We start from the raw sequence: 26,967 nt of genomic DNA, 5'->3' as shown, positions 1-26,967 counted from the left end.
CGCTCTCCCGCGTCTGGTGAATGTACTTCATTTCTCCTAAGCATGATCAATCACTGAAAGGGAGCCTGGCAACGCCCATCAAGACCAGCGTCGGCAGCGAATCCCGGGCAGAGGCGCGCACGCTCGCCTGGGAAACGGCTACCCGCCAGAAGGAAGTTCTGCCGGAAGAGAACGCCTGATGAGCGGATTGCCGGACACCAGCCTGATGGTGCGGTATCCCACCGGAGAGCCGTCGGATCTGGCAACGCCGGCTGCACCGATCATCGACGGTTAAGAACACCTGCTCATCAGCGATAATGTTCTTGCAGAAACCGCTTATGTTCTCATCTCAGTCTACGGCAGAATCCAGAATCGTCTATTTCCTCCATGACGCTTTCCACATGACGGCATCGCAATTCGGCACAGCAAAGCATCATAGCAAGGCTTGGAGAAACGCAGATCAGGACGCCGCCAGATCTCTGCCGGAAGCAATCGCCCGGAACCAGCCGGGGTATTCCGCCTGGAGACGCTCAAACTCAGCACGCGTATAGACGAACAGATCAACGCCCACCGGGAAGCCAACCGGCAGAAAGCCGACGGCGCGTTCGTGCATCGGCTTATCCGTTGAGGAGAGGATCAGGCACAGGTCAACATCGCTTCCGGGACTGGGAATGCCGTTGATCCACGAGCCGAACCAGATGATGCGCTCAATCTCCGGATGTGCTGCAAACAGGCGAGCCGCATACTCCCTGACAGCCTGCTCGACACGTGCTCGATCAACTGATTTGATGACGACAGAACTCAAGGATGGCCTCCGCATATCGGACAGCATCTTCGGCTTCCCTCTGCGTGTAAAAATCAGTTGGCGCGCCAGAGGCAAAACCGTTTGGATACCGGGTAGGAATGTAATGTTTGTCCAGGATGCGACAATGTTCCACCAGTTCGGGCGGCGTCTGGATGTCTGGCGGCAGATTGCCGATCAGCACTGTGAGCGTATGACCCCATGCCTCCCTCCCCAACCGCTGAAACAAGGACTTAAGGGCTTTTTCCGCAGCCTGCTGGGCGGCAAAGCAACTCCATTCATAATCGCCGTCTTCCAGTGCATTCCGGGCATGGCGCAGGTCCGCCTCAGCCTGTCGAAACCAGTCTGCATACCGGTTGGTCATCGTTTCTGAGCCTTTCACGCAGTCTTCAGCCCAGGCGCAACACACATCACGCTATTGTACCCTGACATGCAGACCTCCATCCATAGCACGTTATACCAATGACCTGTGACCATCCGGCATGGTCACCCCGAGTAGCGCGAGGGGTCGGGCGCGACCCGCGCAGATTCCGCGCTGAGTTTACCCTGAGCGAAGCGAAGGGCTCGGAATGACACGCATGCGGCATCGTCAATCGTCATTGGTATTACACCTTTGCGTTTTTTGCGTCAACCGTTTTCACGCGCGCCATCTTCCCTCCTGCACGACCAGCATCATCCCCTCCCGACGCACAATCGGCATTGCAAAGTCGAATACATCCGCCTGCGCGCAGAGGTCCATATCCGCCTGCGAAAGATGGGGATAGGCAGGATCGCCGAAGCGCCTGCCAAAGGTCGACTCGCGCACGCGCCGCTCGAAGGGCGCCGGGTCGGGCGCTTGATCTCGCAAATGCGCCATAATGTATTCAGCACAGGCGATATCCTCATCGCCATCACGATCGGCATAGATCCCGGTAAGCAGGAGGGTGACACGCGGCGGATCGAGGCGCCGCAGCAGGTTCGCAGTTGCAGCGGCGCACACCAGCGAACCGCCAAGCAACACGGCAGCCTGCCGGGCGACGGTTGCCCCCCGCACACCGCCAGCCGTACAGAGCACGCCCTCCCGACCGGTCAGGCAGACATTGCGCAGAGCAGCGGGTGAATTACCAAAGTCGAACCCGTCAATCGGGAAACCGCCGGGAACTGCGCCGACCGTTGCGGCTAAAGGGAAACGACGCACCAGAGAGCGGGCTTCGTCAGGGGTTGCTGCAAGGAGAAGCGCACGAACGCCAGCGCGAAACAGATAGGCGGCAGTCGTAAATGATCGCAACACATCAACGACAACAACCGCCTCATCAGGTGCAGCGCCGCGATAGGTTTGCAGGTCGGCGAGGGAGATCTCCATGGCGGTTCAGACGTCACAGACCGCGCAAAGAACTGTGACGTCTGGAGGTATCAGATGATATGATAGGCAAGAATGTACAGATGATGGCGCCTGCCAGCGTGGTCACGCGCGTGATCGCTGAACGTGCCTTCAATCTTAAACCCCAGGCGCTCGAAGATCGCAATGCCGCTCGTCTGTTCCTGCAAAATCTCAACGATCACCTTTGCCACCCCCAAATCGCGGGCTGCATCGAAAATCGCCTGCGCCATTGCAGTGCCAAGCCCACAGCGACGATAATCTTTGCGCACAATCAGATGAATATCACCGACGTGGCTCGACCATCCGGGCAAACGCCGCACCGCACTGTAGCCGACAATCTCGCCAATCTCCGTTACTGCGACGAACTGACGCCAATTCTCTGCCGCGTATGCATTGACCAGTCGATCAATGATGTCAGGATTGTGAAGATCGGTCTCAAGGTAGAGCCAGTCATCATCCGGCAGCGAACGACCAAACTGGAGTAACGCCTCGCGATCATGCTCAGCGAGCGGGCGAATCGTCACTGCCTGGCCGTTGCGCAACGTTGCAGCAATCGGCGCTTCCACGCGCTCAACCATACGATCACCTCCTGTCATGACACTACGGTTCCTCTCGCCTTCCGGCGTCATCCAGTTCACGTCCTTGTCGTCCGCCGAAGATATGGTGCAGCATGCATGAATGTGGAGTGTCATTACTTTACCATATCGTTCGCACGGGCGCATGCGCAGCTTCGCCACATCCGGTGAAGAAATGGTTACTCGCCACGAAAACATCCTAACACCACATTGATATCCCTGCCACTACAATGGTACAATAAGAGTTGAAATCCACCCCTGCATATCTGATGCAACAACGAATGTCGAGTGCTGCTCTGCACGTTGGCTGTCGCTCCGCGATCACAGGCAGCGCGCAGGCAGATGGATGCTCACCATGAATCGCCCTGGAGCCGATACTCCAACCGGCGGCATCGCCGGTGCAATGGCGCAGCGTTGCTATCGCAACCATTAAGGAGGAAGCAATGATGATCAATGGACGCGACGTGGTAGTGCTAAGCGGTGTGCGCACTCCCATCGGCAATTTTGGCGGCAGTCTCAAGGATCAACCGCCAAGCGAATTGGCGGCGCAGGTCGTGCGCGAGGCGGTGAAGCGCGCTGGCGTCGAACCGGCAGAAATCGGGCAGGTTGTGTTCGGCAACATCATTCACACCGACGGGCACGACCATTATCTGGCGCGGGTTGCCGGCGTGAAAGGAGGGCTGCCGGTGGACGTTCCGGCGCTGACGCTGAATCGTCTGTGTGGCAGCGGGTTGCAGGCGATTATCTCGGCAGCACAGACAATCATGCTCGGCGATACCGACGCTGCCGTGGCCGGCGGCGCCGAGTCGATGAGCCGCAGTCCATACTGGGCGCACGCGATGCGCTGGGGGGCGCGGATGAACGATGTCGCCATGGTCGATGTGATGGTCGCTGCGCTGAGCGATCCGTTCGACGATGTGCATATGGGGGTGACTGCTGAGAATATCGCGCGTAAATGGGAGATTACCCGTGAGGATCAGGATGCGCTGGCAGTCGAGAGCCACAAACGCGCAGCAGCAGCCATTGCTGAAGGGCGCTTCAAGGATCAGATCGTCCCGATCGAGATCAAAGTCAAGGGCGGTACGCAACTGTTCGATACCGACGAAAGCGTTCGTCCCGACACGACTCTGGAGAAACTTGCCAAACTGCGCCCGGTCTTCCAGAAGGATGGCACTGTTACTGCGGGCAATGCGTCGAGCATCAACGATGCAGCGGCTGCGGTGGTACTGATGGAGCGCAGCGTCGCCGAGCAGCGCGGCTACAAGCCGATAGGGCGACTGGTCGGCTACAGCGTCGTCGGCGTCGATCCCAAGTATATGGGCATTGGTCCGGTTCCGGCGGTGCGCAAGGTGCTGGAGCGGACCGGGCTGACCATCAATGATATTGATGTCTTCGAGGTCAATGAAGCATTTGCAGCGCAGGCGCTGGCAGTGATCCGCGACCTCGAACTGCCGATGGAGAAAGTCAATCCGAACGGCAGCGGCATCTCGCTTGGTCATCCGATTGGCGCCACCGGCGCGATTCTGACGGTCAAGGCGCTCTATGAACTGCACCGCACCGGTGGTCGCTATGCCTGTGTCACCATGTGCATCGGCGGTGGGCAGGGCATCGCCGCGATTTTCGAGCGGATATAACGAGGGTTGGAAGCGGAAACGTTGAACCCATGCCCCGAAGCAGGCGTGATGGTTGAACGTGGAAACCTTGAAGGGAGGGGCGTCCCCAGTAGGCGCTCATGAGGTTGCACGTCGCAGAAGGTACGATACATCAGAAGTCGAAGGGGTTGGGGGAAGGGGCGCTGGTTTCGAGTTCTCGGTTCTCAGTTCTCAGTTCTCGGTTCTCAGTTCTCCTGACCCCTAACCCATAATAGCACGCAAGGAGGTCACAGCATGGGTCGTCTCGAAGGAAAGTACGCAATCGTGACAGGCGCTTCGCGCGGAATCGGGCGTGCCATCGCGCTGGAACTGGCACGTGAAGGATGCATCGTCGGCGTTAATTACCAGCACAACCAGGCGCTGGCAGAAGAGGTCGCGGCGGAGATCAAGTCAATGGGGCGCGAATGCATGTTGTTGCAGGCGAATGTCGCCGATCCGACCGAAGCGCGCGCCATGGTCAGGCGATTCCTCGACGCCTACGGGCGGCTCGATATTATGGTTAATAACGCTGGCATTACCCGCGACCGGTCGCTGCGGAAGATGACCGACGAGGACTGGCTCCAGGTCATTCAGACGAACCTTAACGCTGTCTTTTTCTGTACCACCGCTGCCATGCAACCGATGATCGAACAACAGTATGGGCGCATTATCAACATCAGCTCGATGAATGGTCAGACTGCCGCTTTCGGTCAGGCGAACTACGGCGCGAGCAAAGGCGGGATCATCGCCTTCACCAAGACCGCAGCGCTCGAACTGGCAAAGTACGGCATTACCGTGAATGTCGTCGCTCCGGGGTTTACGCTCACCGATATGCTCTCGAAAGTTCCCGAGGAGGTGCAGAATCAGATCAAGGCGCGCATCCCGCTAGGTCGCTTCGGTCTGCCGGAGGAAATGGCGAAGGCAGTGGTCTTCCTTGCTGCCGACGGCGATTACATCACGGGCCAACAGATCAATGTCAATGGTGGGGCGTATATGTGAAGCATAAAGTATGAGGGGTGGTGTAGGGACACAGTCGACAGGGAGAGCGGCAGCAGGCAAGAGGCAAGGGACGGGAAGGAAGCCCGAACCTTGAGATCGTTGTCGTTGCTGTCGAACGTCGTCTCTGGTCGCACGATCACTGCCCAATTACAGAGGCGCGCAGGCGTTTACGATCACCGGACTTCTCGTATGGGAAACGGCAGAGAATGCCGCAGAGCGATCCTTCTCCATAAAGAAGCATCCGCGACATTCTCCCACCGTCAGCGCGTCTCCGGCATTACTCTTTTCTGGTGGTCTTGCTGATGATGTCGGAGACGCTTTCGGCATAATCCTTCCAGACGCCCATCATCTCTTTGGCGAAGCGCGCCTGCGTGTTGAGGGCATCTTCGAGAGCCTGTTCAGCCGAGCTGCGAATGCTGCGGCTGTAATTCCAGTTTTTCAGCACCATCTCGTAAGCCATGTCGGTGCTGACGGCAACCAACTCAGTCCAGGCTTTGACCGATTTGCCGACCATTTCCTGAGCGCTGCTGTAGGTCTTACGCACGGCATCTTCAGCGTTTTTGTTCGTCACAGGGTTGCTCCTTTCCGAACACAGCGCTTCCGGTTCAACAGGGTGGTGTATATTCTCATATTGAGTATAATACAATATATCGTATCACATGGTAGTTTCTCGAGTTACGGGCGAGTTCGGCGCTGCTGTGTCTCTTGTATCGACGGTACTGCTTCCGCGCCTGGAACCGCCGCCCCAGCCAGCGCGCATCATCGAGCGCCCGCGTATTGACGGGCTACTCGCTGCGATCGCCGATTATCCGGTGACGCTTGTTCTTGCGCCGGCCGGCAGCGGCAAAACGGTCGCGCTTACCAGTTTTGCGCGCCACGGTGGATGGCCTGCCGCCTGGTGCCGCCTGGACCCCGCAGATACGCCATTGTCGCTGGCGTTGCACCTGGCGACCGCCTTTCGCCCGATCACGGGCTTCGATCATGCTCGCTTCGCTGCTGCGCATCCGGTGGATGTGCTCGATGGACTGATCAATGCGCTGACAGCGCTAGGCGATGAGACCTTACTGATCCTGGACGATCTCCACCATGCAGATCGACGCCCGGAATTGCGCGTTCTGATCGAACATCTGATTGACCGTCTGCCGCCGCATCTGCATCTGGTGCTGGTGAGCCGGGAAATGCCTGCGCTCGCCTCCCTGCCGACGATTGCGGCGCGTGGCGAACTCTATCGCCTGAGTCGCGCGCAACTGGCGTTCACCAATGCTGAAGCGCGTGATTTCTTTGCCGCATACGGCTTGCCGCCGCATCCAATCGATGCCGAGCTGAACACCATAGCGCGCGGGTGGCCCCTGGCACTCCGCTTCTTTGCCGCAGCGCGCATCGACTCCGCAACACCCTCCGATCAACCGCCGACTCTCGAGCGCTTGCAGGAGAGTATCGCGCCGCACCTCGATGCATATCTGGCGCGTGAGGTGCTGGGCGATCTGCCATTCGCTGTGCGCACCTGGGTGCTTGGCACGGCGTTGATGCGCTGGATCGATGAAGCGGCATGCGCTGCCGTCACCGAACTGGCACATCTCCATATGACCGTCGATCTATTGGAACGTTGGGAGTTGTTCATTGAAACCCTCCCTGACGGGAGGCGTGTCTATCAACCTTTGCAGGCAGCCAGTTTCGCACGCCTGGCGGAGCGCGATTTGCCCGATTGGCGTGCCTTCCATGCGCAATTAGGGCACTATTATGCTGCGCACAACGACGACCACAGCGCCGCGCACCATTTTCTCGCCGCCGAACGATGGGAAGACGCCGCTGCTGCGTTGAGCCGGATGGCGCTCTCCGGCGTGTCTGGCTCACAGGCCGCGGCGCTCCTGGACTGGATCGACCAGATCCCGCCAGCGCATCGCAACAGCGCCGCGCTCCTCGAGGCGCGCGCTGTCGCCGAACGCCGTCTCGGTCGCTATACGCACGCGGTTGAACTGTACCGCAAAGCGGAAGAACAGTACCACGCACAGGGCGACATAGAGGGACAGGTGCGCGCGCTCCGCGGGCAGGCGGAGGTGTATATCGATACGGTGCAACCTGCGCCGGCTGCGATCCTGTTGAAACGCGCCATGAAACTCTTGCCGCGCGATCGCCGCGCCGAACGCGCAACCATCCTCAGTCTCCAGGCAGAAAACTGGATCAATCGCGGTCGCGCCGATGTGTCGGTCCTGATCATTGCAGCGGCGCATCGCGAGGCATACGGCAAAACAGCGCACACCGACGCAGTTGGAGGGTATCGCCGGTCCGCCATCCTGTCGCCCCGCCTGTTGCTGCGCAGCGGCAGGCTGATCGATGCTCGTCGTCTTCTCGAAGAAGAACTCGGTCTGGAAGCCGGCAGAGCGCGTGCGGAACATTCATTGCACCGTGATCCGCTCCTGCTGCTGGCATTGATCGAGTGTATGCTGGGCAACGGCGTGCGCGCACTGGCGCTCGCACAACGCGGGTTGCTCGAAGCGCAACGCGGCGACTCGCCGCTGACCGAAGCAATTGCCCATATGCGCCTCGGACATGCCTGTCTTGTGACGGCATCAAGCGATGAGATGGCGCGATCCCACTACCGCGCTGCGCTCGACATCATCGAGGCAGTCGGCATTCCGCGCGCACGCGCTGAGGTGATGCTGGGGCTGACCCTGCTCGAAGGGCATGCCGGCAATCTCACGGCTGCCGAAGCCTATGCCCGCGATGGTCTCGACCGCGCCCTGGAGGCGGGTGATGAGTGGACGGCAGCGCTCATCTGGTTGGCGCTCGGCAGCGTCGCTGCGGCTGCCGGCGATCCGCGTGCGCTGGAGTGGATTGGCGAGGCGCATCAGCGGTTTGTGCGCGGCGATGATCAGTACGGACAAACCGTCGCGCTCCTCTGGGAAGCGCACGTTCATGTGCAGTCCGGCAATGAAATCGAAGCCGATAAGAAACTGGCGCGCCTCCTCGAACTGGTAAGCGCCCATGGATTCGATGGCGTGTTGACCACACGCACGCTGTTCGGTCCCCACGATCTGGCGATCCTGGTTCCGCTGCTCCTGCGGGGACGGGTATTGCGCGGCGCAGCGCAGCGTCAGGCAGCGACCGCGTACCGGCTCTTGCGGCAGGGCTTCCCGTCGATCGCGGCTGATGATGCCGTCGATATCTACCATCCCGGCTATACACTGCGGGTCTATATGCTGGGGCGTTTCCGCATCTTCCGCGGCGCGCACGAGATTCAGGCGCGCGAGTGGCAACGAGAGAAAGCGCGGCAGTTGTTGCAACTGTTGCTGACCTATCGTGGCATGTGGTTGCAACGTGAGCAGATCTGCGCCTGGCTCTGGCCCGACAGCGAACCGGCAGCCGCCGAGCGGCAGTTCAAAGTGACACTCAACGCGCTCAATAATGTGCTGGAACCGCGCCGACCGCCGCGTGTCGCGCCGTTCTTTATTCGGCGGCAGGGGCTGGCGTATAGTTTTGCCCCATCTTATGGATGCTGGATCGATGTGGACGAGTTCGAACTGCGCACCGCCGGTGCGCCGGGACGCGATCCAGAGGTCGAGATCCGCAGCCGCCGCACAGCATTCCATCTGTATCGCGGCGACTATCTCGCCGAGGCGCTGTACGACCCCTGGACGCTCGAAGAACGTGAGCGCTTGCTGGCGCGGCATCTGGCATCGACCGCGACCCTTGCCAGTTTGCTGGTTGACCGCGGCGATTTCGATGAAGCCATCGATCTGTGCGAACACATCATCCGCCGCGACCGTGGTTATGAGGAGGCGTACCAAACCCTCATGCGCGCCTATGCCCGCGCAGGGAGCCGTTCCCAGGCGTTGCGCGCCTACGCGCGTTGCGTTCAGGCATTGCAGGACGAACTGGGAATAGAACCGCTCCCGGAGACAACCGACCTCTGTGAGCGGATCAAGCGGAACGAGGCGGTGTAGCGCGTGTCACTGTATGCTCCAGCAGCTTAACGGCAGCATAGATCGCATCGATATGCGGCGTCGGCACATGTGTCAGCCTGCCGAGTTCCGCTACCGCTCCCACCAGCGCATCCGCTTCCGTCGCTCTGCCAGCCTCGATGTCCTGGAGCATCGAGGTTTTATGGGCGCCCACCTGTTCCGCTCCAGCGATGCGCTGATCAATGGTGATGCCGAACGTGATGCCCAACTGCTCGGCAACCGCCTGGCCCTCTTCCATCATGGCAACGATCAATGCCCGCGCCTGCGGATGGCGACAGATATCGATCAGCGTGGCGCGCGTCAGCGCACTGACCGGGTTGAATGCCAGGTTCCCCCACAGTTTGATCCAGATCTCAGTGCGGATGCGCGGGCGCACCGGCGCTTTCAGCCCCGCGCGCGCCAGTGTCTGCGACAACTGCTGCACCCGCTCGCTCCGTGATCCGTCGAGTTCACCCAGCGTCAACCGGTCGCCTTCGATGTGGCGAACGACCCCCGGCGCCTCCAGTTCGGTCGCCGGGTAGACCACGCACCCAATGATGCGCTCCGTCTCGATGTTTGCGGCAATGACGCCATCGGGATCGACCGACTCGATGCGCCGCCCCTCGAAAGGACCGCCGTGCCGCTGAAAGTACCACCAGGGAATACCGTTCTGCGCCGGAACGACCATCGTTTCGTTGTGGAACAAGGGGCGGAGCATGGGCGCAACCGCCGGTAGTTGGTGCGCTTTGACAGCGACAATCACCACATCGTGCGCGCCGGCGACTGCTGGATCGTCGGTTGCCAGCGCAGGATGAGCGATCAGCGTCGTCCCATCAGTCTCAATCAGGGTCATTCCACGCTCACGGATCGCTGCCAGATTCGCACCGCGAGCGATCAACGTCACCCGTTCACCCGCGTTCGCCAGCCGCACACCCAGGTAGCCGCCGATCGAACCCGCGCCAAAGATGCAAATCTTCATTGCGCACTCCCCGATGAGTCGTCAGTCAATCCCAGCAGTTTTGCCATTGCAAGCCGCTGTACCTTCCCGGTTGCGCCGCGTGGAATCTCCGACAGAATGTGAATAACGCGCGGCACCTTGAAATCCGCCAGAAATGCAGCGCAATGCTCGCGCAGTTCTCGCTCGGTCGCTTCCGAGCGCAACACCACAGCGGCGTAGACCTCTTCACCAAGTGTCCGATGCGGCGCAGCGAACGCGACAGCCTCCGCCACTGCCGGATGTCGGAGCAGCACATCGTCAATTTCGAGCGGTGAAATCTTCTCACCGCCGCGATTGATCAATTCCTTGAGGCGTCCCGTCAGCCACAGATACCCCTGTTCATCGATCCGTCCCTGGTCGCCGGTGCGGAACCAACCGTTTGTAAATGCGGCAGCAGTGGCTTCCGGGTTGTTCTCATAGCCATCGAACACATTCGGTCCTCGCACGGCGACCTCACCGCGTTCACCGCGCGGCAGTTCAACACCATGGTCGTCGAGGATCGTCACCTCCACGCCGAAGCCATACCCGACAGAACCGGCATAGTGCGGCAGCGGCGGCAGCGGGTTGGTGGTCATCTGATGGCTTGCTTCGGTCATGCCATACGACTCGATCGCCGGCGCCTGAAATGCCGCTTCAAGGTGTTCAAGGACGACCGGCGGCAGCGGCGCGCTGCTGGAACGGATGAAGCGCAGCGGCGCTGCACGGATCGCAGCCAACTGGCGTTCAGCGCGCGCTAGCAGCATCTGATGCATCGTCGGCACCGCCGAGAACCATGTGGGGCGGAAGGCAGTCAGCCAGCCCCAGAAGCGCATAGCATCGAAACCGGGAGGAAGAACGACCGACCCGCCGGATGCAAGCGGCGCCAGCAAGGTCGCAACGATGCCGTGGATATGGAAGAGCGGCATCACGCACAGCGCCCGATCATCAGGCGTCAACCGATACGCTGCGACAATATTGCGCGCCGAGGCGACCAGATTACGCTGGCGCAACGGCACCCGCTTGGGGCGGCTGGTAGTGCCGCTAGTATGCAGAATGAGCGCCACATCGTCCGGTTGCGGCGGCGTCCACGGCTGCGCCGCGCGCGCGCCGCGTTCCAGCGCCAGATCGAGCGCACCATCGCTGCGGATCGATGCCGTCACAACGGTCATGGCAGGCGAGGCGGCGGCGCGCGCCGCTGCCATTCCCTCTGGCGGCACAATCAGGGTCGTTGCGCGGGTATCTGCGAAGGAAAACGCAAACTCGTCCTGGCGGTATTTCGGATTGAGCGGCGCAGCCGTTGCGCATGTCGCCGCTGCCAGGAAACTCAGCGCCATTGCAGGACCATTGCCCAGCGCAATCGCCACCCGCTCGCCACGAGCCACTCCAAACGCAGCGAGGCGTTCCGCCAGTTCCACCACATGCTCACGCAACCTGGCGAACGGCAGCGGCGACATATCCGGCGACAGCAACGCAGGTGCGTCAGGTTCGCCGGTCGTCAGAACATCCAGAAGAGTCAACACCAGAATTCCTCACCACACGGAGACGCAATTTCTTTACCTCATTATACCGCGCATGCTGCTGTGATAGCTCAGAAGACGGCGCGATCAATCCATCGCTCCGAATCTACTGCCGGGCAAAAAAGATGCGCCCCCTCTCAGGGAGCGCTGGACCTCAAATCCGATGAAGCATCCTGTCATCCGGCAAACCTCGCAACCACCGGCCTGTTTCTACGATGCATCCCCTGGTTGCAACCCGCGCGCCGTCAACAATGTGCCAAGTTTCTGCAACCCCAACCGCACGCGCGTCTTGATCGTACCGAGCGGTCGATTGAGTTTTGTCGCAATCTCCTGGTGCGACAGACCGCCGAAATATGCGAGTTCGACCGCCTGACGCTGCGCCTCCGGCAAATGACCAAGGGCATCACGAATGACCCGCTGTTGCTCGAACACCCACGCAGCCTCCGGCACATCGATCTGCTCATCCGCCAGTTGCTGAATAACCGGATGATCGACATCCTCGTAAATCTGGGTCGGGCGGGCACGCATGCGACGCAATTCATCGATACACAGATTGTGCGCAATGCCGAACAGCCACTGCGCCACACGCCCGCGCTCATTATCGAAACTGGCGCTGCGCCGCCAGACCCGCCAGAAGACTTCCTGGACAACCTCCTCCGCCAGTTCGCGGTTTTTCAGCATCCGCAACGCCATGCGGTACACTACCGACGAGTACCGATCATAGAGCGCCTCGAGCGCGCTGCTATCACCTTCGGCAATCGCCGCAATCAGCACGTGGTCGTCAGGGGTGTCGGTGTAGGCAGTCGCTGCCGTGGAGATGTGCTCGTCGGAGTATCGATTGTCCATGGAAGACCCTCTTTCTCTTCCCGCGAGGTCATATACCTCATCTTTATCATTTGGCCTGATTATACTCCCCTTGCACAGAGTTGTCAATGTTTTGAACAGCATTTGAAAAGAATTCTCATCGTTCTTTCATCTTATGGATGATCGATGTTTTATGGCTTCAGAAAGGGATGGAAGGCTTTCAGTAACGGATAAGGTTAACCTCACGTTGCACAGGTTTCATACCCCCGTGCACAGATTCTTGCCCAGATCTCCGGGAATAGTGCGCCGGCGGCGCTCACGCAATGCGCACCGTTGCGCTTGATGGCACGAAGGACGATCACGCGCCTTTGCTCAGGCGTGAGCGGATACCACAATAGGGGCAGACGTTCCAGATCAAGGTTTTTCCCGCACTGTCGCGCCGGGCATCGAGGAGATCGTGAGACCGATCCGACCGATGCGCACGCGTGAAAGGATCGATGACGCCTCCTTCGGATAAATCTGGTACAATTCTCGACAAACACCCTTAACGTCAGAATCGAGGCAACGATGAATGTGATTCATGGATTTGAACTGCTCCGCGAGCAGCAGATCGCCGAACTGAACTCATTGGCGCGCTGGTATCGCCATGTCGCCACCGGCGCTGAACTTCTTTCGTTGATCAATGACGATGAAAATAAGGTCTTTGGCATTACTTTCCGCACCCCTCCACCCGACTCAACCGGCGTGGCGCACATTCTCGAACACAGCGTCCTGTGCGGCTCTGAAAAGTATCCCCTGAAAAAGCCGTTTGTCGAATTACTTAAAGGATCGCTCAAAACTTTCCTCAACGCGATGACCTATTCGGATAAAACGGTCTATCCGGTTGCGTCCACCAATACGAAGGATTTCTACAATCTCGTCGATGTGTACCTCGATGCCGTCTTCCACCCGCGCATTTCGCCGGAGGTGTTGCAACAGGAGGGTTGGCGCTATGAGGTGAACGAGGATGGCTCGCTCGGCTACCGTGGGGTGGTCTTCAACGAGATGAAGGGCGCCAACGTATCGCCCGACCGCGTGCTCTACCTGGCAGTGCAGCGGTCGCTCTTCCCCGGTCATGTGTACAGCGTCGATTCGGGCGGCGATCCGGCTGAGATTCCCAATCTGACCTATGAGCAGTTCAAAGCGTTCCACGAGCGGTATTACCATCCCTCAAATGCGCTGATCTTTTTCTATGGCGACGATGATCCGGAAGAGCGTCTGCGCCTGCTCGATCGCGTCCTGGCGCCATTCGAGCGTATCCCGGTCGACTCGATGATCCCGCTGCAACCGCCATTGAGTGAACCGCAACACGTCGAAGCGCCCTATCCGGCTGGTCCAAACAGCATCGACAAGCATATGGTGGCGGTCAACTGGCTGCTTCCCAACCCGCCGGATATCGAAGAGGCGCTCGCGCTCGACATCCTGGAGCACGCGCTGGTCGGGACACCAGCCGCGCCGCTGCGCAAGGCGCTCATCGACTCTGGTCTGGGAGAAAATCTGACCGGATCGGGATTCGCCCGTCTGCGTCAGACCTACTTTACCGTCGGGTTGAAAGGGGTGAAGGGCGAGAATATCGGCGCGACCGAGGATGTGATCATTGGAACACTGGAGCGCCTGGCGCGTGACGGGATCGATTCGCAAACTATCGAAGCAGCGGTCAACACGGTCGAGTTTCAGTTGCGCGAGAATAATACCGGTTCCTACCCGCGTGGTTTAGCAGTCCTCATCCGCGCACTCGACACCTGGCTCTATGGCGATGATCCGCTGGCGCCGCTCATGTTCGAAGCGCCGCTCCGCGCCATCAAGCAGCGGTTGAGCGCAGGGGAGCGCGTCTTCGAGCATATGATCGAGGAGAAGTTGCTGCGCAACCCTCACCGCACAACGGTCGTGCTCGTTCCCGATCTGGAATTGACCAACCGCCAGAACGCTGCTGAACGCGAACGCCTGGTGGCGATTCGCGCAACGCTCGATGAGGCGCAGATCGCGGCGATCAACGCGACTGCCGCGCGCCTCAAACAGATCCAGGAAACCCCCGATCCGCCAGAGGCGCTTGCGTCGCTGCCGAGCCTGACGATTGCCGATCTCGACCGGACGATCAAGACCATCCCCACCGAAGAACTGGCGATTGGCGCAACGCGCGTGTTGCTCCACAATCTGTTCACCAACGGCATCGTGTATGTGGACATTGGCATGAACCTGCGCGTGTTGCCCCAGGAGTTTCTGCCGTATGTGACGATCTTTGGACGTGCCCTTCTCGAAACCGGTACGCAACACGAAGATGTCGTTCAATTGATCCAACGGATCGGGCGCGATACCGGCGGCATCTTCCCGCAATCGTTCACCTCGGCGATGCGCGGACGCAGCATCGGCGCCGCCTGGTTGTTCCTGCGCGGGAAAGCCATCGTCGAAAAGAGCGATGCGCTGCTCGACATTCTGCACGACGTTGTGTTGTCGGCGCGCCTTGACAACCGTGAGCGCATCCGGCAGATCGTGCGCGAGGAGCGCGCCTCGCGCGAAGCCAGCCTGATCCCTGCCGGTCACACGGTGGTCAGCACGCGCCTGCGCGCGCGCTTCAGCGAAGCCGATTGGGTCGCCGAGCAGATCGGCGGCGTCAGTTACCTGATGTTCCTGCGCCGGATCGAGCGAACCATCGATGAGGAGTGGGAAACGGTGCGCGCCGTGCTTGAGCACATGCGCGCGCGGCTGATCGATCGCAGCGCACTGCTGGTGAATGTGACGGTGGACGCTGCCGGATGGGAGCGCTTCCGTCCGCACCTGGAAGCGTTCCTCGACCGTCTGCCGGTCGGAACGACGATACCGGCGGCATGGAATCCGCACAAAGGTGCGCCATCGGAAGGGTTGATCATTCCCGCACATGTCAACTACGTCGCCAAAGGCGCCGACCTGTATCGCCTGGGGTATCGGCTGCACGGCTCGGCGCTCGTGGTGACGCGCTACCTGATGACGACCTGGCTGTGGGAGCAGATTCGTGAGCAAGGAGGAGCATACGGCGGCTTCTGCTCGTTCGACCCGCGATCGGGCGTGTTCAGTTACACATCATACCGCGATCCCAATCTGCTGCGCACGATCGATGTGTATGACCGTTCTGCCGCCTTTTTGCGCCAACTCGACCTGAGCGAGAAAGAGTTGACCCGTGCCATCATCGGCGTTATTGCCGACCTCGACGCCTACCAACTGCCGGACGCGCGCGGCTTCACGGCAATGGCGCGATTTCTGGTCGGCGACGACGATGCCTACCGCCAGCAGGTGCGTGAGGAAGTGCTCGGCACAACGCCGGCCGACTTTCGTGCCTTTGCCGATGTGCTCGACATCGTGCGCGACAACGCTGCGCTCGTTGTAATGGGCGGCGAAGATGCCATTACTGCCGCCAACCAGGAACGCTCCCTGTTCGCCGAGATCACGCGCGTGCTGTAACCTCGGCGATCTGCCCGTCGCGCATGTGGATGATCCGCTCCGCGTGACGGGCGACGTCGTGTTCGTGGGTCACCAGAATGACGGTCATGCCGCGTTCGCGGTTCAGGCGCTCGAAGATCCCCATGATTTCTTCGCCGGTTTTCGTATCGAGCGCGCCGGTCGGCTCGTCCGCCAGAATGATGCGCGGATTGTTGACCAGCGCGCGGGCAATGGCGACGCGTTGTTGCTGCCCGCCGGAGAGTTCATTCGGTTTGTGGTGCATGCGGTCCCTCATGCCGACAGATTCGAGCGCCGCACGCGCGCGCTCGGTGCGGTCGTGGCCGTTGTTGCTGTAGAGCAGCGGCAGTTCGACGTTGCGCAGCGCCGTGGTGCGCGGCAGCAACATGTATTGTTGAAATACGAACCCGATCTTCTGATTGCGGATCATCGCCAGGTCGTCGTCGTTCAACTGCCCGACATCCACCCCGTCGAGCAGGTACGTCCCTGCGGTCGGCTGATCCAGGCAGCCGAGAATGTTCATCAGCGTGCTCTTGCCGCTGCCCGACGGTCCCATAATCGCCACCATCTCCCCCTCGTCGATGGTGAATGATACCCCGCGTAACGCATGCACCTCGACATCCCCCATCCGGTAGATTTTGACCACATCGCGAACGTCGATAAGCGGTTTCGTGGACATGAATGCGCCTTTGTACGGTTATAAATCGGTAATGAATCTCAGATACACTGACGGTGAACGCTGCGGAAGAGCAAAGGCGTTCCCATGGTTACCGACTACGTCCTCATCGACTACGAGAACGTCCAGCCCGATCTTCTGCCGCTGCTCGACCACAAGCAGATGCGTGTGATCGTCTTCGTTGGGGCCTGCAAGAAGTCGGTGCCGTTCGAATTCGCAGCGGCGATGCAACGTCTGGGACGGCGCGCAACTTACGTTAAGTTGTCAGGAAATGGCTCGAATGCGCTCGACTTCCACATCGCCTTCTACCTTGGCGTGCTGGCAGTGCGCGACTCCGCAGCGTACTTTCACATTATATCCAAAGATACCGGCTACGACCCGCTCATCCAGCATCTGCGAGCGAGAGACATCAAGGCGCATCGCTTCGAAGATGTCCGCGACATCCCCACCATAAAGAAAGATCTTTCTTCTCCGCTGCCGCCTGCGCCGGCGCCTGAACCTCGTTGTCTTCCTGCCGCCGGCGCGCCATCTGTGCCGCAGCCCGAACCGAACGAGCATTCTGCCGCCGCCGGAGCGCCGAAAACTGGCGCGCATGCGACCAATGGCGTCGCCCCGCCCCTCAATGGCGTCCATGCTGCGGCGATGCCGAATGGCACTGCTGTGAAGGCGGTGAATGGCAATGGCGTGCATGCATCGTCTGGCACTATCGCCGTGCTCGCAATCGCTGGTGACAACCAGGGGTGTGTCAGAGATGGCAGCACTGGCGCTCCATCCAGGCATTGCCTGAGGCCAGGACAGCAACAACGAACAACGCAAATGCGCCAGCAGGAGCTGCACCACCTGCCGATGCCAGCGCTCCCGCACAACTTTCACCAGACGAACGGCTCCACTTTGTTCTCATGCACCTCCAGAAATCGCGCGCCACCCGACCTGGCAAAGTAGCCACATTGCACAACCACATCCACGCACGTTCCGCAGGCAACTGACCGACTCCGAAGCTGCAGCTATCATTATCGGGTTATACCAATGACCTGTGACCATCCGGCATGGTCACCCCGAGCAGCGCGAGGGGTCGTGCGCGACCCGCGCCGATTCCGCGCTGCGTTTACCCTGAGCGAAGCGAAGGGCTCGGAATGACAAGTCGCTGCGCTCGGAATGACACGCATGCGGCATCTTCAATCATAATTGGCATTATGTATCAAGGACGTTATCTCCATCGAAAAAGACGCCCATCAGCGGATCGCCTGCCGTCTGCCACACTGAGCGTGCGACTCCCTGGCTCTGCTCGCTGGTTGAGGGCGAAGGCGATGGTCACCTGACAGAAAACGCTTTACATCATGAACGCAGGTATGTATAATCGTATCATCATCGCACAAAGGTGGTTGTAGGAATTCAACGGAAGACAGATGATCGATCCCGCCAGCCAGGCGCAGTTACGCGAAGCCATTACCGATTGCATTCGCGCTGATCGGCGGGTGCTCGACCGATTGCGCGAAGAGATTCGCCCACTGAAGCACGCAACGTGCCGTATTCAGCCGCGCGCCACGACTTCCATCTCGCTGATCGGCGCTGATGGCGGCAACCATCAACTGCGCTTCGATCCCTTCCTGATCCAGTTGATTCGGGTGGTAGACAGCAGCGACAACGAGTACTGCCTGGAAGTGGTGTCCCCCACCACACCGATCCAGAAGCTCAACACGCGCCAGTTCGCCGCAGACGGATCGGCGCGCACGGCGCTCGGCGAAATGATGCGCTTTCTGGGGATCGACAGCCTGACAGAACTCTCGCCCATGATCCGTCCAACCAGCCAGGAACGACCTGTTTCTCCCCGTTGGGTGGAGGTTTACCGGGAACTGGTCGAATGGGGGGTCTTGTTCGCCATCCTGAAGAAGGATTTTGGCGCCGATACGCTGATCGTGTGCGACGGATTGCTGCGCAGCGTGGTGTTCGCCAGAGGCTTGTTTCAGCGCCTGCTGCGGGGCATGCAGGAGCGCATCGACGCGCACTGGAGGAACAATCGCCGTCGCGTGCATCTCGCCGGCGTCGCCAAGCACAGCAAGGTGCTGTCCCGCTACCGCCTGGCAATGGCGCTCGAAGGGGTGTTGCAAACCGACTACCCGGCGTATGTGGAGGTGCCGCGCGAGTTGGAAGAGCGGTCCTACATGCGGGCGGATTTCGCTCCAGGCGGCGACCATGCTGGCGAAGAGGACGCCACTGCCGGATATACCGGCGGCAGGATGTTTCTGGTGAAATTCGGCGCACATCGCCACGATCCGATCTGGCCCGTAGACATTTTTGAGCCGCAGGCAGGCAACGCACAGGAAATCCTTGGTGCACTGCTTGCCGATGCCATGAATGGGTTTCCGATCCCGTATTACCCGCGCTGCCTGCAAAAGGCGCACGAGAACGCGGCACTGGTCGATTTTGACTTCGAAGTGTTGCAGGATTTCATCTACGAAGGGGTGCGATCGACCCTCGGTAAAGAGGCAGGCATTCTGGATGCGTTTCAGCTTCTGGACCCCGACCCATCGCAACAGCGGTACGAATGAGGGCGCCCGCCATGGCAGACATCCAACTCTTTCCGAAAGATAAAGTCGTCGGCATTTTTCGCGGCTTTCAGCACGGCGGTCTGGAGTTCCATGCCGATCTGGTCCTGCCGTACCGGAATGATTTCCAGAATATCCCGATGCACGGGCAATTCCTCCTCGTGCAACTGGAAACGCCCGATGAAGCGGTGCTGGGACGCATTGCCTCGTTTTCCTCGGAGGGAAAACTGGCATACGGCTCTGGCGAAGAGTTCAATCTGCGCGCCATCCGCGAGGATCGCCCGGTCCCGGAAGATCTGCGCGAGCAGTACCTGAAGTATCGGGTCAACATTCGAGTGCTCGGCGTTCTGCGGCGGAACGGTGCAGGCTTGACCTTCGTCCCCTCGCATCGCCGCTTGCCCCACGTCGGCAGCCGGGTCGCTTTTCCGAGCGATGAGGTCTTGCGCGAGATCGCCGGTCACAACATCGATGGGGCGCCCATCGGGCATCTCGCTCTGGGTGAATACATCTACGCCGCCGGCAGCGAAGCGTTCGAGCCGCGAGAGTGGATGCAAGTGCTCAAACCGGAGATACTGGTCCGCTTTCCGATTGAGTCGCTGGTATCGCGTCGCAGTTTTATCTTTGCCCGCGCAGGTTTCGGCAAATCGAATCTCAACAAACTGCTCTTCTCGAAACTCTACGGGACGACCCCCTTCGTCACGAAACGCGGCGGTAAACGGGTCCCGGTAGGGACGGTGATCTTCGATCCAGACGGCGAGTATTTCTGGCCCGACGATAAGGGGCGTCCAGGACTCTGCGATGTCCCTGAACTGGAAGACAAAATCGTTGTCTTTACTGACCGGAAGGGTCCAAGCCCCTTCTACCAGTCATTTGTAGCCGGCAGCATCAAACTGGATATTCGCCGCCTCCGCCCGGCTGATGTGGTGTCGATCGCGCTTGAGCCAGAACGTCAGGAGCAGCAGAATGTGCGCAAACTGCGCGGGTTGCCGCAGGAGCGCTGGGAGGCGCTGGTCAATCTGATCGATGCCAACGGCAACACCGCACCGCTCGAAGAAGTCTGCCGGTTGCTCGATCTCGACCCGCTACGGCAGGAAGCCGAGGCGGTGGCAGCCCGAAGCAACATGACGGTGATCGTCAAGATGCTGCACGACCGGAGCAGCCAGGTGATGGATATGCTGATCCACGCGCTCTCCGAGGGGAAACTGTGTATCATCGACGTCTCGCAGATGCGCGGCAGTCACGCACTGGCGCTGTCGGGGCTGATTCTGCGCCGGATCTTCGACCGGAACCAGCAGCAGTTCACCGAAGCCGATCCCAAAACCATCCCAACCATCGCGGTGGTTGAAGAAGCGCAATCGGTGTTGAACGAAAAGGCATCCGCCGCCGAGCCTTACATCGCCTGGGTTAAGGAAGGACGCAAATACGACCTTGGCGCGCTGCTGATCACCCAGCAACCGGGCAGTATCCCTGTCGAAATTCTCAGCCAGGGCGACAACTGGTTTATCTTCCACCTGTTGTCGGCAGCGGATCTCATCGCCCTGCAACGAGCCAATGCTCATTTCAGCGACGACTTGCTCAGTTCGCTGCTCAATGAGCCGATTCCCGGTCAGGGAGTATTCTGGAGTTCGGTCGGCGGCAAGCCGTATCCGGTCAGTCTGCGCGCTTTGTCATTCGAGCAGTTGTACACAATGCGCGACCCTGCCTACAACCAGCCCGCCGGTCATGCCTATGCGCGGACGCTGCGCGCGATTTTTACCGGCATGGGCCAACCCGCAACAATGCCGCGCGTTCCCGGAATTGAGGGCGATTTGTTTGCGCCAGAAGCAGACGAAACCGATACGATCGATGTGATGGCGACCATCGAACAGCGCGCCATTGAAGCGTTGCGCAACAATAGCGAGATCCGTCAGAAACTCGAATCTCCGAATGGTATGCCCTGGTATGGTGTTCAAAAGTTCTTGATCGACCACCTGCCGGAGCATCTGGAAGATCGCCATCAGTTCGCCTACAACCTGGTCTCCAAGGCAATGAACGCTATCTTTGGACCCAAACCCACAGGATGGGAGACGTTTAAGAATCCGGGCACCGGCAAAACATGGATCAGGGTCAACCGGTGACCGACATTCGACCTGTCACCTGGCATGGACGCACTGCCATGTGCCGGGGCGCCCCAGCCGTGACCCCGACCCTGGATCCACCCGCATGGCGCTCCAGCGGCGCCCCTCGACCTGCCACCTGCGCCCCGTAACGCTCCTCTCCCCTTTACCGACATGCTAACATACATATTTGAGGGTCTCCACGCCTGCGGAAGGGAGAAAGCGCATGCTGTCAGTGCTCTGGGTGTTGCCGGCGCTCATCACGGTTGCCGTTGCGCTTTCCATGCGGCTGGAAGCGACAAAATACCCCGACGCCGCAACAGCGCAGCGCTGGAAGAATCGGTTGTGGCCCGCGCTGTTCGTAGGCATCTCCGTCTCGCTGGTCATCTATGCTGTCCTCGTCAGAATCGAGGAGGACGTCACTGCATTCCCGAATACCATCACCGAACCGGCGCCGGGCATCGGGCACACGCTCGCTGTCCGTTACCCGCAGATGATCCGGTTCGACGCACCTGAGATCAACCCGTTGACGCTGACCATCTGGTTCGAGCGACAGGCAGGCGCTACGCCGCTGACATTGACCATCGAACTGAGCAGCAGTTCGCTCCGCTTCATCGAACCGAACTCTGCCGGGATGTCGGCTGAGCCGCGCTTAACACTGACGGTCGATAGCCGATCATTGCCGCAGCAGGTACGAATGCAACCGCTGGCATCGGACGGCGATGAGCGGATGATCGTTGATGTGACGCTCCGTGATGCAACCGGCCGAGAGACGCTGACGAAGCCGCTGATTATCGCGCGTGAAACGCGAACGGCGTTCTACTGGCGCGTGGTTAAGAATCGCTTCTTCGGAGACGCCGGGCTGGCGCTGGCGGTCGCATCGGCAGTGCTCGGCATCGGCTGGCAATTGCTCAACGAAGGACGTCAGACGCGCGTGGGGCAGCAGCGCGAGCGCATTCGCGAGCTGTATGACGTTTTTGAACGCGATCTGCTCGAGTGGGCGCTTGCGTCCCAAACGCTGAAACAGGAAGCGGCAAAAGACTGGGAGACGCAGGCGTGTTATGAATTGCACGATGTTCTCAAAAACCAGGAACGGCAATTGAAAAACGTAGCGACCCAGACTCGCGTGAAACGTCTGCTGCACGATGGGGCGGAATACTATCGCGCTGGCGACTTCCAACGCTGCACGACGGTGCTCGACCTCGTCATCCAGGTATATGCTTCGGTCTACCCCGAACTCAACGACCTGCCGCGCCACCTGCCAGACGCGCGCACTGCGGACCGGCAACAAACTGAAGCCATCCTGCACATCTGTGGCGTCTTGCTCCATCGGTTCCAGACAGATGCGCACGAACTCGCAGCGGCAGCGCTCGACGCGCTGGCGTCGCAGCCCGATGACCACGAAGCCAAAAAAAGTCTCCTCCAGTTTATTTCTTCACCGAGCAATGAACCCGGCGCTATCGAACTTAACAAACTGGCACTCAACGACCCGCGGGTTCGCAGGCGACTGACGGATCGTTTACCCTGGACATTCGTATGGCCGCCGATCCCGGTCACGCCTGGAGCGGTTACTCGAACGGAGTCGGTCACTGCCTGGCTGGATGCCAACGGGCTGGAGATACATCCTTTCGATGTCCACGAGTTGCAGGTCCATCAACCGTTTCTGGCGAGCGTCACTCTGCCAGAAGCGCAACGAACGGCTATAATACAGTCACAACCTCTTATTGTTGTCGGACATCGATTCGATTGTCATATCGCTGCGGTTGCATTATCCGAAGAACTGCGACGCTTCTACAAACCGCTTCCGCCATCTGAACAACCAATGCTGGTGCTGGTCAGACTGTCCGATCAGAATGCGACAGGGCGTAACGAGACATTGAACAGTGTCGTGCGGGAAGCAGGGACGGCATGGCTTCGTTTGATCGCCGAACAGCCGGGTGTGTTACTGTGGTTGCCGGACGACGAACAGGCGCTGCTGGCGGAATGGCTTGTATGGGTCAGCGGTTCGTCACAAGCGTTGCGGCAGCGACTCCGGCGCGCCGGGCTGAAAAGTGGCGTTCAGGAGCAGATCATCCTGCGCCGTCTCGACGACTTGCTGACCGGCATCGATACAGGAGCGCCGCATCCAGAGATGTTCCTCAACTGGCTGGCGATTCGTCCGCCAGGGGTCAATCACATGAGGCTGATTGTCATTCATACTGGAGACACCCGTGCCATGTCCGTTGCAGATGCGCTATCTGCGGTGCAGGACGCCAGGGTTACGTGGACCCTCTTCACCTCGCCGGCGCGTGGACGCACCTTCGCCGAAACGCACGGTGTTGCACTGGAGTGGTCTGAAGACGAATTGCTCGAACTGCTGAATGTCGCCGTCAGAAGCGCAGGCAAATCCGGGAAGCGCCTGACGAGTCTGATGGAACTGGATGACCTTGCATTGAACGAAGAGCAGTTCCTGCTCGACACATTGAAGCGCGCGCGCGGTTCATTCGAGCGAGCGCTGGCGATCTGTCAGGATGCACTCGTCCATCATCTCACCCGTCGTCCTGATCAGAACGATCCGAAGTATCTATTTCTGAACGAAAATGATTTTATTGTCGCCTTGCTGAGGAACTGAGGCATGGCAGCGGATCGCCACAGCATCGCCGTCGAAGCATTCGATGCACTGGCAGCAGAGCGCGAACTGCATCTCCAGCCGGTCGTGTTCGTCGAGCCGCCACAGTATGCGACGTATACCGGTATGCGCTCGTTTGTGGTATTCGGCGAGAGCGGCTCTGGAAAAACGGCGCTGCGATTGGCGCTGATGCGCCAGGCGATGCCGCCAAACGCACCGCCAACCCACCTGGTCGTTCACTGGCAACCCGATCCGGTCGAGGGGATCAAGGGCAGCCCAGCCGTGCGTATCTTTGTGCGCCAGGCACTGGAAATCTGTGCTACAACGCTGCTCACGACGTGCGCCCATTATCCCCGTCTGTTTCACGACGCGCCACCTACCGCGCAGACATTCATACACTGGTTTATCCAGGCGTACACGGGTGACGACCGACCTCACCTTCTGGCAATCATCGAAGAAGCGATGACGGCTGAAGAAGGCATGCTTCTCGCCCGTCGCCTGATCACCGATCCTGCTGCGCCGGTGTTGTACCCCGACGTCGCTGAACAGCGCGTGATCGCGCTTCTGACGGGCACACTCCAGCGGATGGGTATGCGCGGCGTATGGGTGATGGTCGATGGATTCGAGCCATGGCTGCGCAGCGCCGCTTCTGGGTTGTCGGATCTGCTGACTGCCATTCTTTCGACGCTCGAACTCTTCGATCTGAACGGCTTTGCCATCAAGATGTTCGCCCCACGCTCGCTGGAACCGGTCATCACCGGCAGTTGGGGCGCCGTCAAGGGGCGTGTCGATCTCTTCACCCTCTCGTGGACGCCAGAACACCTGACTCGGATCACCGAACGTCACATCGCGGCAAAAATCGGCAGACCGCAGGCGACCTTCGGCGACCTGTGCGCGGCAGAGCGCGAAGTGCGCGCCTGGCTGCAACGCTATGGCGGCAGCACGCCGCGCGGATGGCTCAAACTCATCCGTCCGCTGGTTGATGCGTTCCTGGCATCCGGCGCGTCTCAACCCCTCTCGCACGCCGCCTGGCGCGCCGTCTGGCGCACCCATCCTCCGCGCCTCTTCATCGATCTCACAACCGACCGCGTCTTCATCGGCGATGCTGAGGTCAGCGGGTTGCAACCGCGTCCCTACCGCCTGCTGCGCTACCTGTACGAAAACCGCGCGCGGCGCGTGCCGCGCAGTGAACTCTACTATTGCGCGTACCAGGGATTTGCCGAGGAGCCGCGCGTCCACGACGACCGCGGCTGGGAGGACCCTGCCGATTGGAACAATGTGCTCGACAACGCACTGTTGCGCCTGCGCAGAATCATCGAACCCGATCCGCGCCATCCAATCTATATTCTGACCGACCGCGGCTGGGGCGTGAAGTTGGAGAATACGCAGTGAACATGATGCACGCCTTCGCCCGCAATGGAAAACATGTGTCCCACACAGCAGTCTTTGTTGCCCATCGGGTGAGGTTGTGGTGAGGATGCGGTGACGCAGTCGATAGCAATGTGTGAATGGTCATCGAGGGGGCGCATGATATACTGTGCCTTGGCGGTTCAGGCGCCAGGTTGCAGACATTTGTTCTCCAGTATTCCAATGCGTTTTGAGACGAGGAGAACATCACGTGGCAGAGGGATGCCTGGTTGCGCTCATCATCGCTGTGACTCGCACCTATGCTTGACACGTTTGGATTGCTCATGGTCGCTCTGGCAGACAATCTTCCCGCAGAACAAACCCTGCCCGCCGGGTGGTTTCAGCGCCTCGGTCTACGGTTCGATCCCTACATTCATTTAGAAGCCTCGAGCGATCCGCACCTTTCCGAATATACGGTCAATCTCGACATCTTCCGTACCGCCTGGGACGCTGCACCGGCGATCATGTTTGCGCCGCCGGGAGGCGGCAAAACGGCGACGCGCGTCGCCGTCACCCGCACGTGCTGGTACGACATCGGCGGCACATACCCCTTCCCGCTGCCGTATAACCTCGGCGCGGCGCCGCTGACGGGCAAACCGCCGACCGCCGATCAGCATCTGCGCCTGATGCTCGAAGCCGGAACCTGTGCGCTGCTTACCGGTCTCGCTTTTCGACCGGAACGAGTGCTGCGGGCGTCTCCCAGCGATATTCGCGCGATCGTCAGCATGCTCCGCGCCGGGTTGCCCGGTCCACTCGACTATTACCTGGACGTGCTACGCGAAACCGGTACGCCTGCTGGCTTGACCCCGCTGCTTGATCGCACTTATGCGCTCACTGCACCGCCGTCAGCCGATGTGCTCCGCCATTTCTGTGATGTTGTCGCGCAGGCTAGCGCTGATGCCACCCGTGGTCAACCGGCGGAACTGTTCAAAACATTCGTCGATCTGGCAACCGGCGCGCTGGGGTTCAGCCACGTCCTCATTCTGATCGATGGCATCGATGCCATTTACGAAAATCAGGCGGATGCACGCCTGGCGCTGCAATGGGTCGCCGATCTGTCTGATCGATCAGAAGCCTGGGCGGAACAGAACGTTTTTATCAAATTGTTTGCGCCCGACAGCCTGGAGATACATATTGACGCCCTCCTCCATGCCCGCCCCATCGCGGCGCGCATTGCTCATATCGTCTGGAACGCCGATCTTCTGGTCGAACTGTTGCGCAAACGCATCTTTGCCGCCTCCGACGGGCGGTTTGAGTCGCTTGACGCGATCAGCTCACCTGCACTGACCGATATCGAGCGGCAGATTATCGATGTAATCGCACCCCTGCCGCGCCTTGCGCTTCGTGTGACCCGACGCGCGCTCCTGCACCATGCAGCGCGCACAGACGAGGGACAACTCGATGAAGACGATATACGTCAGGCCATCGCCTGGTATCAACTCCATGCGGCGCCGCGCCTGCAAGAGCAGGCGTCGCGTGCTGCCAGCGGTCAGAATGATTGAGACACCTGCATGGCGCAGGGAGCGTGCGCCACTTGCGCGCATATGGGTGAGCCGCCTGCGCTCCCCGCGCGGCAACG

At 60.0% G+C, this 26,967-nt stretch carries 20 protein-coding genes; 11 read left to right on the top strand and 9 right to left on the bottom strand.

Annotated features, from left to right (window positions below; genetic code table 11):
• Positions 1 to 20 precede the first annotated feature (20 nt).
• Complete coding sequence (locus RCAS_RS25500; protein ID WP_198135992.1) at positions 21 to 179, top strand: hypothetical protein; 159 nt, start codon at positions 21 to 23, stop codon at positions 177 to 179.
• Between the two features lie 260 nt (positions 180 to 439).
• Here RCAS_RS25500 and RCAS_RS03650 read toward each other — a convergent pair whose 3' ends face one another.
• The 4 genes from RCAS_RS03650 to RCAS_RS03635 all read right to left on the bottom strand — a co-directional run bounded on the left by RCAS_RS03650 (position 440) and on the right by RCAS_RS03635 (position 2,719).
• Complete coding sequence (locus RCAS_RS03650; protein ID WP_232280154.1) at positions 440 to 784, bottom strand: nucleotidyltransferase domain-containing protein; 345 nt, start codon at positions 782 to 784, stop codon at positions 440 to 442.
• Complete coding sequence (locus RCAS_RS03645) at positions 756 to 1,145, bottom strand: HEPN domain-containing protein (protein ID WP_012119257.1); 390 nt, start codon at positions 1,143 to 1,145, stop codon at positions 756 to 758. The genes RCAS_RS03650 and RCAS_RS03645 overlap by 29 nt, the downstream gene beginning before the upstream one ends.
• A 273-nt stretch (positions 1,146 to 1,418) precedes the next feature.
• Positions 1,419 to 2,123: a 2-phosphosulfolactate phosphatase gene (locus RCAS_RS03640; RefSeq protein ID WP_012119256.1), complete on the bottom strand. Its 705-nt coding sequence runs from the start codon at positions 2,121 to 2,123 to the stop codon at positions 1,419 to 1,421.
• Between the two features lie 50 nt (positions 2,124 to 2,173).
• A complete protein-coding gene (locus RCAS_RS03635; protein WP_012119255.1) occupies positions 2,174 to 2,719 on the bottom strand; it encodes a GNAT family N-acetyltransferase in 546 nt (181 codons plus the stop codon).
• 443 nt (positions 2,720 to 3,162) lie between these two features.
• Here RCAS_RS03635 and RCAS_RS03630 point away from each other — a divergent pair, with 443 nt between their 5' ends.
• A complete protein-coding gene (locus RCAS_RS03630; protein ID WP_041331557.1) occupies positions 3,163 to 4,350 on the top strand; it encodes an acetyl-CoA C-acyltransferase family protein in 1,188 nt (395 codons plus the stop codon).
• A gap of 252 nt (positions 4,351 to 4,602) precedes the next feature.
• A complete protein-coding gene (locus tag RCAS_RS03625) occupies positions 4,603 to 5,346 on the top strand; it encodes a 3-oxoacyl-ACP reductase family protein (RefSeq protein WP_012119253.1) in 744 nt (247 codons plus the stop codon).
• A 277-nt stretch (positions 5,347 to 5,623) separates the two neighbouring features.
• Here RCAS_RS03625 and RCAS_RS03620 read toward each other — a convergent pair whose 3' ends face one another.
• A complete protein-coding gene (locus RCAS_RS03620; protein ID WP_012119252.1) occupies positions 5,624 to 5,917 on the bottom strand; it encodes a phasin family protein in 294 nt (97 codons plus the stop codon).
• Positions 5,918 to 6,044: 127 nt separating this feature from the next.
• Between RCAS_RS03620 and RCAS_RS03615 the strand changes: the two genes are divergently transcribed.
• Positions 6,045 to 9,290 carry a BTAD domain-containing putative transcriptional regulator gene (locus tag RCAS_RS03615; RefSeq protein WP_232280153.1) on the top strand — a complete coding sequence of 1,082 codons (3,246 nt, stop codon included), beginning with the start codon at positions 6,045 to 6,047 and terminating at the stop codon, positions 9,288 to 9,290.
• On the opposite strand, the gene RCAS_RS03610 is transcribed toward RCAS_RS03615, so the two are convergent.
• From RCAS_RS03610 to RCAS_RS03600, 3 genes are all read right to left on the bottom strand, one after another.
• On the bottom strand, positions 9,268 to 10,266 hold the full coding sequence (locus tag RCAS_RS03610) for a 2-dehydropantoate 2-reductase (protein WP_012119250.1): 999 nt from the start codon (positions 10,264 to 10,266) through the stop codon (positions 9,268 to 9,270). The two genes, RCAS_RS03615 and RCAS_RS03610, sit on opposite strands and share 23 nt — an antisense overlap.
• A complete protein-coding gene (locus RCAS_RS03605; protein ID WP_012119249.1) occupies positions 10,263 to 11,783 on the bottom strand; it encodes an acyl--CoA ligase in 1,521 nt (506 codons plus the stop codon). Before RCAS_RS03605 ends, RCAS_RS03610 begins: the two co-directional genes overlap by 4 nt.
• Positions 11,784 to 11,990: 207 nt before the next feature.
• Positions 11,991 to 12,626, bottom strand: a complete 636-nt coding sequence (locus RCAS_RS03600) for an RNA polymerase sigma factor (RefSeq protein ID WP_012119248.1) — start codon at positions 12,624 to 12,626, stop codon at positions 11,991 to 11,993.
• A gap of 525 nt (positions 12,627 to 13,151) precedes the next feature.
• Here RCAS_RS03600 and RCAS_RS03595 point away from each other — a divergent pair.
• Positions 13,152 to 16,058 (top strand): insulinase family protein, encoded by a 2,907-nt coding sequence (locus RCAS_RS03595; protein WP_012119247.1) that lies wholly within the window; start codon positions 13,152 to 13,154, stop codon positions 16,056 to 16,058.
• Here RCAS_RS03595 and RCAS_RS03590 read toward each other — a convergent pair.
• Complete coding sequence (locus RCAS_RS03590; RefSeq protein WP_012119246.1) at positions 16,042 to 16,734, bottom strand: ABC transporter ATP-binding protein; 693 nt, start codon at positions 16,732 to 16,734, stop codon at positions 16,042 to 16,044. The genes RCAS_RS03595 and RCAS_RS03590 overlap by 17 nt on opposite strands.
• A gap of 84 nt (positions 16,735 to 16,818) precedes the next feature.
• Between RCAS_RS03590 and RCAS_RS23195 the strand changes: the two genes are divergently transcribed.
• The 6 genes from RCAS_RS23195 (at position 16,819) to RCAS_RS03560 (ending at position 26,890) form a co-directional block, all read left to right on the top strand.
• Entirely contained in the window at positions 16,819 to 17,673 is an 855-nt protein-coding gene (locus RCAS_RS23195) for a PIN domain-containing protein (RefSeq protein WP_012119245.1), read from the top strand.
• A 464-nt stretch (positions 17,674 to 18,137) separates the two neighbouring features.
• Positions 18,138 to 19,280, top strand: a complete 1,143-nt coding sequence (locus tag RCAS_RS03580) for a hypothetical protein (RefSeq protein ID WP_012119244.1) — start codon at positions 18,138 to 18,140, stop codon at positions 19,278 to 19,280.
• 11 nt (positions 19,281 to 19,291) lie between these two features.
• Complete coding sequence (locus RCAS_RS03575; RefSeq protein ID WP_012119243.1) at positions 19,292 to 21,394, top strand: ATP-binding protein; 2,103 nt, start codon at positions 19,292 to 19,294, stop codon at positions 21,392 to 21,394.
• A 205-nt stretch (positions 21,395 to 21,599) separates the two neighbouring features.
• Positions 21,600 to 23,984 (top strand): hypothetical protein, encoded by a 2,385-nt coding sequence (locus tag RCAS_RS03570; RefSeq protein WP_012119242.1) that lies wholly within the window; start codon positions 21,600 to 21,602, stop codon positions 23,982 to 23,984.
• A 3-nt stretch (positions 23,985 to 23,987) separates the two neighbouring features.
• Positions 23,988 to 25,373, top strand: coding sequence for a winged helix-turn-helix domain-containing protein (locus tag RCAS_RS03565; protein ID WP_012119241.1), 1,386 nt, complete (start codon positions 23,988 to 23,990; stop codon positions 25,371 to 25,373).
• A 275-nt stretch (positions 25,374 to 25,648) separates the two neighbouring features.
• On the top strand, positions 25,649 to 26,890 hold the full coding sequence (locus RCAS_RS03560) for a hypothetical protein (protein WP_012119240.1): 1,242 nt from the start codon (positions 25,649 to 25,651) through the stop codon (positions 26,888 to 26,890).
• Positions 26,891 to 26,967: the final 77 nt, after the last annotated feature.

This window comes from Roseiflexus castenholzii DSM 13941 (assembly GCF_000017805.1).
GTDB lineage: Bacteria > Chloroflexota > Chloroflexia > Chloroflexales > Roseiflexaceae > Roseiflexus > Roseiflexus castenholzii.
Note: the sequence above shows the minus strand (reverse complement) of the source record. Positions and strands in the feature narration are given on the sequence as shown.

Excerpts from the sequence above, each read along its gene's own strand:
- RCAS_RS03630 (WP_041331557.1), top strand. The coding sequence starts at position 3,163 with ATGATCAATGGACGCGACGTGGTAGTGCTAAGCGGTGTGCGCACTCCC.
- RCAS_RS03635 (WP_012119255.1), bottom strand. The coding sequence starts at position 2,719 with ATGGTTGAGCGCGTGGAAGCGCCGATTGCTGCAACGTTGCGCAACGGC.
- RCAS_RS03580 (WP_012119244.1), top strand. The coding sequence starts at position 18,138 with ATGATCGATCCCGCCAGCCAGGCGCAGTTACGCGAAGCCATTACCGAT.
- RCAS_RS03640 (WP_012119256.1), bottom strand. The coding sequence starts at position 2,123 with ATGGAGATCTCCCTCGCCGACCTGCAAACCTATCGCGGCGCTGCACCT.
- RCAS_RS25500 (WP_198135992.1), top strand. The coding sequence starts at position 21 with ATGTACTTCATTTCTCCTAAGCATGATCAATCACTGAAAGGGAGCCTG.
- RCAS_RS03560 (WP_012119240.1), top strand. The coding sequence starts at position 25,649 with ATGCTTGACACGTTTGGATTGCTCATGGTCGCTCTGGCAGACAATCTT.
- RCAS_RS03610 (WP_012119250.1), bottom strand. The coding sequence starts at position 10,266 with ATGAAGATTTGCATCTTTGGCGCGGGTTCGATCGGCGGCTACCTGGGT.
- RCAS_RS03625 (WP_012119253.1), top strand. The coding sequence starts at position 4,603 with ATGGGTCGTCTCGAAGGAAAGTACGCAATCGTGACAGGCGCTTCGCGC.
- RCAS_RS23195 (WP_012119245.1), top strand. The coding sequence starts at position 16,819 with ATGGTTACCGACTACGTCCTCATCGACTACGAGAACGTCCAGCCCGAT.
- RCAS_RS03645 (WP_012119257.1), bottom strand. The coding sequence starts at position 1,145 with ATGACCAACCGGTATGCAGACTGGTTTCGACAGGCTGAGGCGGACCTG.
- RCAS_RS03575 (WP_012119243.1), top strand. The coding sequence starts at position 19,292 with ATGGCAGACATCCAACTCTTTCCGAAAGATAAAGTCGTCGGCATTTTT.
- RCAS_RS03600 (WP_012119248.1), bottom strand. The coding sequence starts at position 12,626 with ATGGACAATCGATACTCCGACGAGCACATCTCCACGGCAGCGACTGCC.
- RCAS_RS03565 (WP_012119241.1), top strand. The coding sequence starts at position 23,988 with ATGGCAGCGGATCGCCACAGCATCGCCGTCGAAGCATTCGATGCACTG.
- RCAS_RS03595 (WP_012119247.1), top strand. The coding sequence starts at position 13,152 with ATGAATGTGATTCATGGATTTGAACTGCTCCGCGAGCAGCAGATCGCC.
- RCAS_RS03570 (WP_012119242.1), top strand. The coding sequence starts at position 21,600 with ATGCTGTCAGTGCTCTGGGTGTTGCCGGCGCTCATCACGGTTGCCGTT.
- RCAS_RS03590 (WP_012119246.1), bottom strand. The coding sequence starts at position 16,734 with ATGTCCACGAAACCGCTTATCGACGTTCGCGATGTGGTCAAAATCTAC.